Consider the following 13,972-nt stretch of genomic DNA (forward strand, 5'->3'; position numbering starts at 1 on the left):
CGCCCCCCCCCCCCCCCCCCCCCCCCCCCCGCCCCCCCCGCCCCCCCCCCCCCCCCCCCCCCCCCCCCCCCCCCCCGCCCGATCGTCCGGAAGGAGGGACGTCGATGAGCACGAAGGACTTCGTCGAGAAGGACTACTACAAGGTCCTCGGCGTCCCCAAGGACGCCACCGACGCCGAGATCAAGAAGGCGTACCGGAAGCTCGCCCGCGAGTTCCACCCGGACGCCAACAAGGGCGACGACAGGGCGGAGGAACGCTTCAAGGAGATCTCCGAGGCGAACGACATCCTCGGTGACGCCAAGAAGCGCAAGGAGTACGACGAGGCGCGCGCCCTCTTCGGCAACGGCGGGTTCCGGGCCGGGCCGGGAGGCGCCGGGGGCAACTTCAACTTCGACCTGAGCGACCTCTTCGGAGGGGCCCAGGGCCAGGGTCCGGGCGGCGGCGCGGGCGGATTCGGCGGCGGTCTGGGCGACGTCTTCGGCGGTCTGTTCAACCGGGGCGGTGCGGGTACGCGGACGCAGCCGCGCCGCGGCCAGGACATCGAGTCCGAGGTGACGCTCAGCTTCACCGAGGCGGTCGAGGGGGCCACGGTCCCGTTGCGGATGTCCAGCCAGGCGCCCTGCAAGGCGTGCTCCGGCACCGGTGACAAGAACGGCACCCCCAGGGTCTGTCCGACCTGTCTCGGCACCGGCCAGGTGTCGCGCGGCACCGGCGGCGGTTTCTCGCTCACCGATCCCTGCGTCGACTGCAAGGGCCGGGGCCTCATCGCCCAGGACCCCTGTGACGTCTGCAAGGGCAGCGGCCGGGCGAAGTCGGCCCGGACCATGCAGGTCAGGATCCCGGCGGGCGTCTCGGACGGCCAGCGGATCCGGTTGCGCGGCAAGGGCGGTCCCGGCGAGCGCGGCGGACCGGCCGGCGACCTGTACGTCGTGGTCCATGCCGACGCGCACCCCGTCTTCGGTCGCAAGGGCGACAACCTCACGGTCACCGTGCCCGTCGACTTCACGGAGGCGGCGCTCGGCGGCGACGTGAAGGTGCCCACGCTCGGCGGCCCGCCGGTCACCCTGAAACTGCCGGCCGGCACCCCCAACGGGCGCACGATGCGCGCCCGCGGCAAGGGCGCGGTCCGCAAGGACGGCACCCGGGGCGACCTGCTGGTCACCGTCGAGGTGAAGGTGCCCGAGGACCTCAACGCCGAGGCCAGGGAAGCGTTGGAGGCATACCGGAAGGCGACCGCGGGCAGCGATCCGCGGGCGGAGCTGTTCCAGGCGGCGAAGGGAGCTTGAGGTGGACGGCCGACGACGTAATCCGTACGAACTGACCGATGAGACACCGGTGTACGTGATCTCGATCGCGGCCCAGCTCTCGGGCCTCCATCCGCAGACACTTCGCCAGTACGACCGCCTGGGGCTGGTCTCGCCCGACCGCACGGCCGGGCGCGGCAGGCGCTACTCGGCCCGCGACATCGAGCTGCTGCGCACGGTTCAGCAGCTGTCGCAGGACGAGGGCATCAACCTCGCCGGCATCAAGCGCATCATCGAGCTGGAGAACCAGGTCGCCGCTCTCCAGCAGCGCGTCGCCGAGCTCACGGCGGCGGTCGACGGCGCGGCGGCGGCGATGCGGCAGCGCGAGGCCCAGGTGCACGCCTCGTACCGGCGCGACCTGGTTCCGTATCAGGATGTGCAGCAGGCCAGTGCGTTGGTGGTCTGGCGGCCCAAGCGGCCCAAGGACTGAGGCGACGGGCACGCTCGCAGCGTTGGCCCCTAGCCCACGTGGGCGTACGTGGACGCTGCTGTGCGTCCGGCGCTTTGTGGTGGGCTCCAGTGGTCTGCGGCACGACCCGTTCCTCCGCGGCGTGCCGCTGGAGCCTCACCGGGTGCACCTGCCCGCGTGAGCGGCGCCGTGGACCTGGTTGTGGACGCGGACGAAACCCACCCCTGTTCGACCGCGTCCTGCCTCGTGAGAGCGGGGAACGGGGAGCGGGGCGGGGTCGTCACCGTCCCGCGCGTTCTCGCCGCACCGCACCGCACCGCACCGCACCGCACGTCACGGCCGGGCTGGTCGCCCGGCGGCACAGTTGGGAGTCACCGCACATGTCCATGGTCGGTCTTTTCTGGATCACCGGAACGTCGGCCCACATCGGCGCCCCGCCGAACGAGCCCGGTCCCGGCGTGCTGCTCACCGAGGAGGGCCTGACAGGGCTCGGGGAGGACCAGCGCGGCACCTGGGCGTGGCGCGACATCCGGCGAGCGACGGTGGTCGGAGCCCCCGTACGGTCCTCGCCGGGACGGGTGGCCGGGATCCTGCTGGACTCCGTGAGCACCGTCGCCTTCGGGGGGTTCGACGACGGCCCGGCCATGTTCGTACGCCTCGAAGCCGTCGACGAGGAAGTGGAATTGACCGCGTACGCGCCCACCACCTCCTACGGTTCCGCCGAGTTCCGGTTGTCGCAGAACCTGCTCGACGCGTACGTGGACGGGCGCGCCACCCCCGCCGCCCTGCTCGCCTGGGGCCGTTCGTGGCAGGGCGGAACGCCCGGGCGGGCGGAGCGGCAGAAGCTGCTGGCGGAGTGGGGAGGCACGCCGCGTACGGCGTGAGCCGGTCGTGGTGCCCGCGGTCGGTCAGTTGCCGGTGATCGTGAACCCGGCCGTGTTGTTGGAAAGCTGCGGGTCGAAGGCCGAGATCCGCAGTTCGGGGTCGTCGTTTGAACGTGGCGCCCGAGCCCTTCGCGCCGCCCTCGACGAGGCTGGCGTCGGCGGGCGCACCGGCCGCGGCGCGCACGCCTATCCGGGCGACGGAGACGTACGGGGAGCCGTCCAGGGACCCGAAGCCGCAGGTTGCGGTGAGGGTGTCGGTGGCCGGTGAGCAGGTCGAGGGCCGGCTGATCTCGGCCACTCCCGCGAGTTGGGAGGCGTCGACCGTGAGGCGCCCACCGGTCACGGAGTTGTGCGTGTTGTCGTGCCCGAGCCGCACATCGACGGTCTTGCCGGTCACCGTTCCGTCGGCGTCCGCGGCCGGCAGAACGAGGTCGTACGGCGCCGCGATCCAGAGCTGGTCCGTCTCCGGTTCGTCGGCACCGGCGGGCGCCGCTGAGCCGAGCGCGAGCTCACTCTCCTTGTGGTGTGGTGCGGTGCAGCACGGTGCGGTACGCGTAGCGTGACGCGTCACGCGTCTACGCACGTGTACGCGCATATGCGTAGGTCACGTACGCGGTCGTGCGCGCGAGGAGTTGGACGAGCGGGGGCGGGAACGGGTTGTGCGTGGCCCGGGGGCTGCGCCGGGCGGTGCTCCGGTGTTTCGCGATTGCGACCCCGTCAGTCCGGCGCCTGTTCCAGAATCCCCGAGCGTGCGATCAGATAGCCGAGCTGGGCGCGGCTGTTGCTGCCGAGGACGGCGGACAGCTTGGCGACGTGTGCGCGGCAGGTGCGGACGTTCATGCCGAGCCGGCGGGCGATGGAGTCGTCGACATGACCCTCCACGAGGAGTTGGGCGATGGACCGCTGAACGCCGCTGATTCCCTCGGGAGTCGGGTCGTACTTGACCTCTTCGAGGAGCGGCGCCGCGCGGGTCCAGAGCTGCTCGAACACCTTGACCAGATACTCGACGAGCCCGGGATGGCGCAGTTCCAGGGCGACTTGGCGGTCGTCCTGGGCGGGGATGAACGCCACGGTGCGGTCGAAGACGATGAGCCGTTCGATGAGTTCTTCGAGGGTACGGATCTCCACGTTGTCGTCGGCCATGCGCTCGGCGTAGGCCAGGGTGCCGGGGCTGTGCCGTACGGTGTGCTGGTAGAGGGTGCGGATGCTGACACCGCGATCCACCACGGAAAGACCGCGTTCCAGGGCTTCGCTGAGGCGATCCTCGCTGCGTCCGCCACCCGGCTGGACGGTGAGGACTTCCGAACGGCACTCCGCTGTGGCGAGGTCCAGCGCCGCGTTGATCCGGTTGACCCCCTCCAGCACGGTGATGGCGTGAGTGGTCGGCGGATCCTGGGCGCTGATGTCCATGAACGGCTCGAAGGACTCGGTGAGCAGGACCGAATGCTGTCGGCGCTCCTGGATTTCGCGTTCGATGGGGTGCAGGTGTTTCGCCAGTACGGCGGACGGCGGTACGGGGCGCAACCAGTCGGCGTCGTCGGGGTCGGGGTGCAGCAGGGCGAAGTCCATGAGGCAGGGGGCCGGTTCCACTTCGCTCCTCGCGATACGTCCCGACCGCAAAGCACTCGCGTAAAGCCGCACCCCTGGCTCGCAGAGTTCGGTGATCCCATGAGGATGTGTCGGCTTTGTGTCGCTTGTGACCATATTCTCCACCCCCCAGGTTCATGAACATGCAGGAACATGATGCATCGACCCGGTGGTGTTCGTGTGCCCAGGTGGGACATCGTCTTAGGTGCGGGGGAGAAGAATCCACAAGTGAGGACGAAGCCGACTATGTATAAGCGAATGCTTCGCTCGGCGCTTGCCGTCTCGTTCGCCGCGGCCCTGGGACTCGGGGCGGTGAGCGGCAGCGACATCGCATGGAACAGCGAGGCGGCATCCTCGCCGGGTGACATTGCGTGGTCCACCCAGGCGTCGGGTGACATCGCCTGGTCCATTCAGGCCGCGGCCCCTGGTGACATCGCTTGGGTCGCCCCGGCCACCGCCCAGGGCGACATCGCATGGGGTGTCCAGGCGGCGTCCGCGCCCGGTGACATCGCCTGGTCCACGCCGGACCACCCGGGCGCATGACCATTCCGCCGGACGACCGGACCTTCCGGCGGGAAATGGCCACGGCCTACCGATCAGGCTGGCATTTCATCGATCTCGTCACAGCCCTCCCCCGCCGTGGCGACTCGCTGATGGTCACTCTGTTCGGCGACCCCATCGTTGTCGCGCGCGAAGAAGACGACGAAGTGCGTGCGTACCGTTGCCTGCGCAAGCCGCGCGGAGCACCGCAGCCCGTCCGCTGCGCGATCCGGTACGACATGATCTTCGTCAATCTCGACCGGCGGGACCACCAACTGTTCCAACCAGAGACCATTTCGGCCACCCCCCGCAGTGCCTGAGCGATCCCCCGTCGTTACACGTCGCTCAGTCACTCCCCCACACAACGGCGCCATCGTGACCTGAACACGATGGCGCCGTTGTGCTTTTGCCGTGCCGTGCCGTGCCGTGCCGTGCCGTGCCGTGCCGTGCCGTGCCGTGCCGTGCCGTGCCGTGCCGTGCCGAGCCGTGCCGTGCCGTGCCGAGCCGAGCACGGGTCTCATGCCCCGCAGGGATTCGATCCCCGCCGGGTCTCATGCCTTGCCGAGCGCCCGGTCCAGGGTGATCTCGATGACGACGCGGTTCGGGTTGGGCGCCGGCGTGCGCCCGTAGCGTTCCGCGTAGCGGCGCACGGCTTCGGCGACCGCCTCCTGATCGGTACGCACCCGCGCGCGCCCCTCCAGCGTCGCCCAGCGGCGCCGATCGACCTGGCAGACCGCCACCCGGGCGCCGGCCGGGCCCGCCGCCAGGACGTTGGCCACCTTCCGGGTGCTCTTGTCGCTGATGACGCGGGCGAGCCCGGCCGCGGGGTCGTACGTCACGCCCACCGGCACCACGTGCGGCGTGCCGTCGGGGCGGGGGGTGGTCAGGGTGCACAGGTGGTGCTCGCGCCAGAACGCGAGGTACTCGGAGCTCGGGTTCGTCACGTCGACTGCCATGTGCACAGCGTAGGCAGGGCCTTCCTGGCCGGCGGCGGCGGTGGTCCCGTCCGGCCGGTTCACTCGGAACGGCGCGCCGGGCCCGGCCCTGGCCGATCGGTCGGCGCGCCACCGTACGGCGAGGCGCGTAGGGAGGGGACCCGCCACCGTACGGCGAGGCGCGCGCAGCGAGGGACGGGGCGTGGCCCGGTGGTGATCCGTCCCGGCCCGGCGGGGAGGGCCCCGGCACGGCGGTGGGTGTCCGAAAATCGGGTTGAGTGGAATAGACTCAACTTAGTAGACGTTGACTAAGTCAGTGTGTGGAGAGAGCAGCCACCGCAAGGAGGAGATGACGCACGTGGACGCCGAGCTGACCAACAAGAGCCGGGACGCCCTCAACGCGGCCACCAGCAGGGCCGTGAAGGACGGTCACCCCGATCTGACCCCCGGGCATCTGCTGCTCGCGCTGCTCGCGGGGGAGGACAACGAGAACATCACCGATCTGCTCGCCGCCGTGGAGGCCGACCAGATCGTGGTGCGCACCGAGACGGAACGGCTCCTGGGCGCGCAGCCCAGTGTCACCGGCTCGACCGTCGCCCCGCCGCAGCCCAACCGTGAGCTGCTGGCCGTCATCGCCGACGCCGCGCGGCGCGCGAAGGACCTCGGCGACGACTACGTCTCCACCGAGCACCTGCTGATCGGCGTCGCGGCGAAGGGCGGCCGGGCGGGTGAGATCCTCTCCGGGCAGGGGGCAAGTGCGAAGAGACTGCTGGACGCGTTCGAGGAGAGCAGGGGAGGACGCCGGGTGACCACACCCGACCCGGAGGGTCAGTACAAGGCTCTGGAGAAGTTCGGCACGGACTTCACGGCCGCCGCGCGCGAGGGCAAGCTCGACCCGGTCATCGGGCGCGACCAGGAGATCCGGCGCGTCGTCCAGGTCCTGTCACGCCGTACCAAGAACAACCCGGTGCTCATCGGTGAACCCGGCGTCGGCAAGACGGCCGTCGTGGAAGGGCTCGCGCAGCGCATCGTCAAGGGCGATGTCCCCGAGTCCCTGAGGAACAAGCGGCTCGTCTCGCTGGACCTCGGCGCGATGGTCGCGGGCGCGAAGTACCGCGGCGAGTTCGAGGAGCGGCTGAAGACCGTCCTTTCCGAGATCAGGGAGAGCGACGGGCAGATCATCACGTTCATCGACGAGCTGCACACCGTCGTCGGCGCGGGCGCGGGCGGCGACTCCGCCATGGACGCCGGCAACATGCTGAAGCCGATGCTGGCGCGCGGCGAGCTGCGCATGGTCGGCGCCACGACGCTCGACGAGTACCGCGAGCGGATCGAGAAGGACCCCGCCCTGGAGCGGCGCTTCCAGCAGGTGCTGGTGGCGGAGCCCAGCGTGGAGGACACCATCGCGATCCTGCGCGGTCTCAAGGGCCGGTACGAGGCCCACCACAAGGTCTCCATCGCGGACTCCGCGCTGGTGGCCGCCGCGACGCTGTCCGACCGCTACATCACCTCCCGCTTCCTCCCCGACAAGGCCATCGACCTGGTCGACGAGGCGGCGTCCCGGCTCCGCATGGAGATCGACTCCTCGCCCGTCGAGATCGACGAGCTCCAGCGTGCCGTCGACCGCCTGCACATGGAGGAGCTGGCGCTCAGGAACGAGTCCGACGCCGCCTCCAAGGAGCGTCTGGAGAAGCTCCGTCGCGATCTCGCGGACAAGGAGGAGGAGCTGCGCGGTCTCAACGCCCGTTGGGAGAAGGAGAAGCAGGGCCTCAACCGCGTCGGTGAGCTGAAGGAGCGCCTCGACGAACTGCACGGCCAGGCCGAACGCGCCCAGCGCGACGGCGACTTCGACACCGCATCCAAGCTGCTGTACGGGGAGATCCCGGGCCTGGAGCGGGAGTTGGCGGAGGCGACCGAGGCCGAGCAGGAGGCCGCCAAGGACACGATGGTGAAGGAGGAGGTCGGCCCGGACGACATCGCGGACGTCGTCGGCTCCTGGACCGGCATCCCGGCCGGGCGCCTGCTGGAGGGCGAGACCCAGAAGCTGCTGCGCATGGAGGACGAGCTCGGCAAGCGCCTCATCGGCCAGACCCAGGCCGTGCGGGCGGTGTCGGACGCGGTACGGCGTACCCGTGCCGGGATCGCGGACCCCGACCGGCCCACCGGATCGTTCCTCTTCCTCGGCCCGACCGGGGTCGGCAAGACGGAGCTGGCGAAGGCGCTCGCCGACTTCCTGTTCGACGACGAGCGGGCGATGGTCCGGATCGACATGAGCGAGTACGGCGAGAAGCACAGCGTGGCGCGGCTCGTCGGCGCCCCGCCCGGATACGTCGGCTACGAGGAGGGCGGGCAGCTCACGGAGGCGGTGCGCCGTCGCCCGTACAGCGTGGTCCTGCTGGACGAGGTGGAGAAGGCCCACCCCGAGGTCTTCGACATCCTGCTCCAGGTCCTCGACGACGGCCGGCTCACCGACGGCCAGGGCCGGACGGTGGACTTCCGCAACACCATCCTGATCCTGACCTCGAACCTGGGCAGCCAGTTCCTGATGGACCCGCTGACCGAGCCCGAGGTGAAGAAGGAGCAGGTCCTGGAGGTCGTACGGGCCTCGTTCAAGCCGGAGTTCCTGAACCGGCTGGACGACCTGGTGGTCTTCTCCGCGCTGACCGGCGACGAACTCTCGCACATCGCGAAGCTCCAGATCGACCGGCTCGCGAAGCGGCTGGCCGACCGTCGGCTCACCCTCGACGTCACGCCGGAGGCCCTGGCCTGGCTGGCCGAGGAGGGCAACGACCCGGCGTACGGGGCCCGGCCGCTGCGCCGCCTCATCCAGACGGCGATCGGGGACCGGCTCGCCAAGGAGATCCTCGCGGGCGAGGTCAGGGACGGGGACACGGTCCAGGTGGACCGGACCGGGGACGGCCTGTTCGTCGGCGCCGCGTCGTAGCGCCGTCCGCGCCGTGACGCGCCGGGCGTGGCGTCGTCACCCACACGGCTTCGCGTCGCAACGCTCCCGGCGCCGGGACGTCACCGCCCCGGCGCCGTGTCAGTGCCGGTTCCGAGCCCTTCCGAACCTCCTACGGGCCCCGGCGGGCCCGGCCCGCACGGGCTGCTTGTCAGCTCGTGGCGGATCGGGCCTGTCGGGGCTTGCCATCCCCCGCCCGCCATGGGAGAGGATGTCGGCAACCGCACGAAGGGAAAACCACGGTGAGCATCGATCCGTCCTCGATTCCTAATTTCGGGGGCCAGCCCGAACCGCAGGCCGCAGGACCGGAGGGCCCCGTCGTCCCTGACCAGGACCTCGTCAAGCAGCTCCTGGACCAGATGGAACTGAAGTACGTCGTGGACGACGAGGGCGACCTCGCCGCGCCGTGGGAGGAGTTCCGCACCTACTTCATGTTCCGCGGCGAGGCCGAGCAGCAGGTCTTCTCGGTCCGTACGTTCTACGACCGCCCGCACGCCGCGGACCTGCGCCCGGTCCTCCTCGACGCGATCGACGACTGGAACCGCCGCACCCTGTGGCCGAAGGTGTACACGCACACCCACGAGCCCGAGGAGGGTTCCGAGGACACCGACGTCTCGGTCCGCCTGATCGGCGAGGCCCAGATGCTCATCGGCACGGGCGTCAGCCTGGAGCACTTCGTCTCCTCGGTGGTCAGCTGGGTGCGCGCCTCGATCGAGTTCGACAAGTGGCTCCAGGAGCGTCTTGGTCTGGCGTCGGCCGAGGAGAATCCGGACGGCTCGGGTCCGTCCGCTCCGGACGCCTGAGCGGCCCGGGCGGTCTGCTCCGCCCGCCCCGCGCACGTCCGCACGGGAACGACGGCCCGGCCCGGGGCGGTGGTCCTCACGACCACTGCCCCGGGCCGGGCCGCGTTCGTCCGGCTCGTTCTCAGGACGCCAGCCGCTTGAGGCGGTCCACCGCTTCGTGCAGGACTTCCGTCCGCTTGCAGAAGGCGAACCTCACGAACGGCGCGCCCTGCTCGCGGTGGTCGTAGAAGACCGCGTTCGGAATGGCGACGACTCCGCACCGCTCGGGCAGCGCCCGGCAGAAGGCGAAGCCGTCGCTCTCGCCGAGGGGGCGGATGTCGGTGGTGACGAAGTACGTCCCGGCCGGGCGGTAGACCTCGAAACCGGCCTCGGCGAGCCCGCCGCTCAGCAGGTCCCGTTTGGCCCGCAGGTCGGCGCGCAGCTCGTCGTGGTAGCTGTCGGGCAGGCGCAGCGCCTCGGCGACCGCGTATTGGAGCGGGCCCGCGGACACATAGGTGAGGAACTGCTTCGACGAGCGGACGGCTGCCACCAGCCCGGGGCTCGCGGTGACCCAGCCGACCTTCCAGCCGGTGAAGGAGTACGTCTTGCCGGCCGACCCGATGGTGACGGTGCGCTCGCTCATCCCCGGGAAGGTGGCGAGCGGGACGTGCTCGCCCTCGAAGACCAGGTGCTCGTAGACCTCGTCGGTGACGACGAGGAGGTCCCGTTCGCAGGCCAGTGCGGCGATCGCGCCGAGTTCCTCGCGGGTGAGGACGGTGCCGGTGGGGTTGTGCGGGGTGTTCAGCAGGATCAGCCGGGTGCGGGGGGTGACGGCGGCGCGCAGCTCGTCGAGGTCGAGGCGGTAGGCACCGGTGGCCGCGTCGGGGTGGAGGGTGACGGGGACGCGGACGCCGCCCGCCATGGCGATGCACGCCGCGTACGAGTCGTAGTACGGCTCCAGGGCGATGACCTCGTCGCCGGGTTCCAGCAGCGCCAGGAGCGACGCGGCGATGGCCTCGGTGGCGCCCGCGGTGACGAGGACCTCGGTGTCGGGGTCGAGGTCGAGCCCGTAGCGGTGTCCCTGGTGGTCGGCGATCGCGGCGCGCAGTTCGGGGATGCCCGGGCCCGGCGGGTACTGGTTGCCGTGCCCGGCGCGCAGGGCACGTACCGCGGCCTCCCTGATCTCCTCCGGGCCGTCGGTGTCGGGGAAGCCCTGACCGAGGTTGATGGAGCCGGTCCGTACGGCAAGCGCCGACATCTCCGCGAAGATCGTCGTGCCGAACTCTTCGAGGCGGCGGTTGAGCAGCGGTCGTCCCTGAGTCATGGCCGCCATCCTGCGCGCAAGCTCTGGAGTTGCTCAAGTCTGATTTCGGCGTACGGGGGGCGGGGCATCCTCCGTACGAGAACGGCGTGATGATGGGCGTCGACCGGTACGACGATGTACCCGGCGCGACGGCGCGCCAGGAAGCGGGGGACCTCGCTTCGGGGGAACGGAAGGATGTGAGGTCGATGAAGATATTCGTCGGAGTGGTGATAGCGGTCGCCGTGATCGGACTGATCGTCTCGCTCCTGATGAAGGCGGGCAACCGGCAGAAGGCTCGTGGCCGGGGCGGACGTCGGGGCAGTGGGGACAGCGGTGGCAGTGACGGCGGTGGCGGCGGCTGGTGGGCGGGTGACGGCGACTCGGGCAGTCACTCCGGGGGCCACTCGTGCGGGGGCGGCCACTCCTCGTGCGGCGGCGGTGGCGGCGGCTGCGGCGGTGGTGGCGGCGACTGATACGGCGTGGAGCGCACACCGTGGACGAACCCGAGCGGTCGATGCGGGGTGGCCGATACGGCGCGGACCGCGCACGACAGTCGACGAGCGTCGGTGGACACGACGTGGACGACATGCGTCGCTCGACGTAGGGAAGTTGTCGTGGTGAGACGTGAAAAAGCGCTCAACGCATGGGCCGTGGCTGTGGATGCGTCGTAACGGCGCTGTCCGTGCCGGGTGGTTGGGTGCGGGCAATCGGCCCGGAACGGCTGATCAGCGTCCGTGCAGGGCCTCGTGCCCCGTTTCGGGGATCGGTGTACGGAAGGTGCCCGGCGGTTGAAATCCCGCCGGGCACCGTTTTGTTGGGGCTTCCTCAAGTTATCGGGTGAACAGATGAACCGAGGGGCCCCCGGGCGGATGGAAACCGCGGCAAGTTGGGCAAAAACGCTGTGGATGCGGCTTGCTTCGTGATTCCCTCGATGGGCAGAACATCCAGCCCTCGGACCCGAGTTGGACCTGATCGGGCGCTTCCAAACCTCCCACGTGCATCGCGTCGGAGGCGTCCCCTGTCCATGTGTCCACGCTTTCTTGCGGAGCCGACTCATGCTCACGACCCTCCAGACTGCCTACTCCGACACCCGTGCCGCCGACTTGGCCTGGGCGCTGGGGCGCGAACCGCTCCCCGCCCTGGCCGTGCTCGACCTCGATCTCGCGGGAGCCCGACTGCAACTGCGCCTGCTCGGCGCCTCCCACCAGGTGCTCCTGGAGGAGGAGCACGGCAGTTGTTCCGAAACCGTCGCGTGTATTCCCGGCAGCAGCACGCCGTTGCCGCTCGGTGTCGCCAAGCGGCTCGGCGAGTGGGAGTACGAATTCGCGGCGCGCGTGGAGACGCTCTCGGCGGATTCGTTCGCGGGGCGCGCGCAGGAACTCCTCGCGCTGGTGGCCGATCACCCGCACGGTCTCGCCGGGACCTTCCCCGGCAGCCCACACGCCTTCACGGCGATGCTCGCCCAACGGACCGGGGAACAGGTGCGGTGGCGGACCTGGCACGCGTACCCGCAGGAAGGGCAGTTGGTGGTGACGCGCACGCGCGTGGGAGTGCGGACGCCCGCGGCGGCGACGCTCTGAATCGCCCCGACTCCTTTGGAATACGCCGCTTACACCCTTGCGGGTGACCCAAAGCCACCTTCTCGTAACGTAGCGTTCGCACCGTGATCGACCAGCAGGTTCCGCTGCGAGGGGGCGCGGCACATCTTTCCGTACGGCCGAGGACCGGCCGCTGGTTCGTGCTGTCCGCCGTCTTCGTCTGTGCCGCCTGCGGCCTGGTGTACGAGCTCGAACTGGTCGCGCTCGCCTCGTACTTGATCGGCGACTCCGTCACCCAGGCGTCCGTCGTGCTCTCCGTGATGGTGTTCGCGATGGGCGTCGGCTCGCTTCTCGCGAAACGTTTGCGCAGTCGGGCGGCGGTCGGCTTCGGGCTGATCGAGGCGGTGCTCGCACTCGTCGGGGGCTCGTCGGCGGTGGCGCTGTACGCGACGTTCGCGTGGTTCGGGGAGTCGCGGTACGCCCTGGTGGGGTTCTCGCTCACGATCGGGATCCTCATCGGTGCGGAGATCCCGTTGCTGATGACGTTGATCCAACGCGTCGACCGGCAGGACGCCGGGGGCACCGTCGCGGATCTGTTCGCCGCCGATTACGTGGGCGCGCTGGTCGGCGGGCTGGCGTTCCCCTTCCTGTTGCTGCCGATGCTCGGGCAGCTCAGCGGCGCATTGTTCACCGGCGCGGTCAACGCGGCGGCGGGCGGGGCGCTGGTGCTGTGGGTGTTCCGGCGGGATCTCACCCCGCGTTCCCGGTGGCTGCTGATCCTCGTCAACGTAGCCGTGATCGCCCTCCTGGCCGTCGCCACGGCGCTGGTCGACGAGTTCGAACGGTCGGCGCGGCGCGCGGTGTACGGGGACGGGGTGCGGGTCGCGGTGCAGACCGGGCTGCAGGAGGTCGTGCTGACGGGGACGGGGCGCGGCTCCCTGGACCTTTACCTGGACGGGCGGCTGCGGGTGAGCGCGCGCGACGAGTACCGCTACCACGAGGCCCTGGTGCACCCGGCGATGGATGGGCCGCATGCCCGCGTCCTGATCCTGGGCGGGGGCGACGGGCTCGCCGCCCGGGAGGTGCTGCGCTATCCGGACGTGCGGGGCGTCACCGTCGTCGAGCTCGACCCCGGTCTCACCCGGCTGGCCCGTACCGACCGGGCCCTTTCGGCGCTGAACCGTCACGCCTACCGAGACGCCCGGCTGACGGCCGTCGACGCGGACGCCTTCACCTGGCTGCGGACCGCGCGCGACCGCTACGACGTGGTGATCTCAGACCTGCCCGACCCGGGGATCTCGGCCAGTACCAAGCTCTACTCGACGGAGTTCTACGGGCTGGTCGCCGAGGTCCTGGCGCCGGGCGGCCGGGTGGTGGTGCATGGCGGCCCCTCGGTGTCCCGGCCGCGTACGTACTGGACGGTGGAGGCGTCGATGAGGGCGGCGGGCCTGCACACCCGCCCGTACCGGATCAGCGGCCGGCTCACCGATTTCGCGGCCGGGCCCGACCGCGCCACGCACCGGGCGCAGGCGGGGCACGGCTGGGGCTTCGTCCTCGCCGGTGCGGAGCGTGCCCCGGCGCTCCGGCTCGCGTCCTCGGCACCGAGGCTGCGGTCGCTGACCGGGCGCTCGCTGGAGCACGCGGAACGGGACGCGGAGGATGCCCGGCTGCGCGGGCTGTCGCCGTCGACACTGGTCCACCCGCGGTACTGGGAGGACCGGTGAGCCG

Annotated in this window: 14 protein-coding genes; 11 read left to right on the top strand and 3 right to left on the bottom strand. The window is 70.6% G+C overall.

Going from position 1 to position 13,972, the window contains the following annotated elements; all coding sequences use genetic code 11:
- Window positions 1-104: 104 nt before the first annotated feature.
- From dnaJ to ACGF2V_RS12090, 4 genes are all read left to right on the top strand, one after another.
- Window positions 105-1,286, top strand: coding sequence for a molecular chaperone DnaJ (gene dnaJ, locus ACGF2V_RS12075; RefSeq protein ID WP_362629864.1), 1,182 nt, complete (start codon window positions 105-107; stop codon window positions 1,284-1,286).
- A gap of 1 nt (window position 1,287) precedes the next feature.
- Window positions 1,288-1,734 (top strand): heat shock protein transcriptional repressor HspR, encoded by a 447-nt coding sequence (locus ACGF2V_RS12080; RefSeq protein ID WP_362629861.1) that lies wholly within the window; start codon window positions 1,288-1,290, stop codon window positions 1,732-1,734.
- 359 nt (window positions 1,735-2,093) lie between these two features.
- Complete coding sequence (locus tag ACGF2V_RS12085) at window positions 2,094-2,597, top strand: hypothetical protein (protein ID WP_362629858.1); 504 nt, start codon at window positions 2,094-2,096, stop codon at window positions 2,595-2,597.
- A 361-nt stretch (window positions 2,598-2,958) separates the two neighbouring features.
- On the top strand, window positions 2,959-3,093 hold the full coding sequence (locus ACGF2V_RS12090; protein WP_362629855.1) for a hypothetical protein: 135 nt from the start codon (window positions 2,959-2,961) through the stop codon (window positions 3,091-3,093).
- Between the two features lie 221 nt (window positions 3,094-3,314).
- Here ACGF2V_RS12090 and ACGF2V_RS12095 read toward each other — a convergent pair whose 3' ends face one another.
- Entirely contained in the window at window positions 3,315-4,301 is a 987-nt protein-coding gene (locus tag ACGF2V_RS12095) for a helix-turn-helix transcriptional regulator (RefSeq protein WP_362629852.1), read from the bottom strand.
- 141 nt (window positions 4,302-4,442) lie between these two features.
- Between ACGF2V_RS12095 and ACGF2V_RS12100 the strand changes: the two genes are divergently transcribed.
- On the top strand, window positions 4,443-4,727 hold the full coding sequence (locus ACGF2V_RS12100) for a hypothetical protein (protein WP_362707685.1): 285 nt from the start codon (window positions 4,443-4,445) through the stop codon (window positions 4,725-4,727).
- Window positions 4,724-5,044 carry a (2Fe-2S)-binding protein gene (locus ACGF2V_RS12105; RefSeq protein WP_351525674.1) on the top strand — a complete coding sequence of 107 codons (321 nt, stop codon included), beginning with the start codon at window positions 4,724-4,726 and terminating at the stop codon, window positions 5,042-5,044. Before ACGF2V_RS12100 ends, ACGF2V_RS12105 begins: the two co-directional genes overlap by 4 nt.
- A 231-nt stretch (window positions 5,045-5,275) precedes the next feature.
- On the opposite strand, the gene ACGF2V_RS12110 is transcribed toward ACGF2V_RS12105, so the two are convergent.
- Window positions 5,276-5,680, bottom strand: coding sequence for a TIGR03618 family F420-dependent PPOX class oxidoreductase (locus tag ACGF2V_RS12110; protein WP_362629846.1), 405 nt, complete (start codon window positions 5,678-5,680; stop codon window positions 5,276-5,278).
- A gap of 337 nt (window positions 5,681-6,017) precedes the next feature.
- Here ACGF2V_RS12110 and clpB point away from each other — a divergent pair, with 337 nt between their 5' ends.
- Both clpB and ACGF2V_RS12120 read left to right on the top strand, forming a co-directional pair.
- Window positions 6,018-8,603 (top strand): ATP-dependent chaperone ClpB, encoded by a 2,586-nt coding sequence (gene clpB, locus ACGF2V_RS12115; RefSeq protein WP_362707700.1) that lies wholly within the window; start codon window positions 6,018-6,020, stop codon window positions 8,601-8,603.
- Between the two features lie 260 nt (window positions 8,604-8,863).
- Window positions 8,864-9,424: a YbjN domain-containing protein gene (locus ACGF2V_RS12120; RefSeq protein ID WP_362629843.1), complete on the top strand. Its 561-nt coding sequence runs from the start codon at window positions 8,864-8,866 to the stop codon at window positions 9,422-9,424.
- Between the two features lie 121 nt (window positions 9,425-9,545).
- On the opposite strand, the gene ACGF2V_RS12125 is transcribed toward ACGF2V_RS12120, so the two are convergent.
- Window positions 9,546-10,727, bottom strand: coding sequence for a pyridoxal phosphate-dependent aminotransferase (locus tag ACGF2V_RS12125; protein WP_362629841.1), 1,182 nt, complete (start codon window positions 10,725-10,727; stop codon window positions 9,546-9,548).
- Window positions 10,728-10,912: 185 nt separating this feature from the next.
- On the opposite strand from ACGF2V_RS12125, the gene ACGF2V_RS12130 reads away from it, so the two are divergent.
- The 3 genes from ACGF2V_RS12130 (at window position 10,913) to ACGF2V_RS12140 (ending at window position 13,968) form a co-directional block, all read left to right on the top strand.
- A complete protein-coding gene (locus ACGF2V_RS12130; RefSeq protein ID WP_362629838.1) occupies window positions 10,913-11,179 on the top strand; it encodes a hypothetical protein in 267 nt (88 codons plus the stop codon).
- A 582-nt stretch (window positions 11,180-11,761) separates the two neighbouring features.
- The gene (locus ACGF2V_RS12135; RefSeq protein WP_362629835.1) at window positions 11,762-12,286 is read left to right on the top strand and encodes a DUF2617 family protein; all 525 of its coding nucleotides are present in this window, start codon (window positions 11,762-11,764) and stop codon (window positions 12,284-12,286) included.
- Window positions 12,287-12,369: 83 nt separating this feature from the next.
- Window positions 12,370-13,968, top strand: coding sequence for a polyamine aminopropyltransferase (locus ACGF2V_RS12140; protein ID WP_362629833.1), 1,599 nt, complete (start codon window positions 12,370-12,372; stop codon window positions 13,966-13,968).
- The last annotated feature ends 4 nt before the right edge of the window (window positions 13,969-13,972 follow it).

This window comes from Streptomyces sp. NPDC047982, assembly GCF_043204165.1.
Lineage (GTDB): Bacteria > Actinomycetota > Actinomycetes > Streptomycetales > Streptomycetaceae > Streptomyces.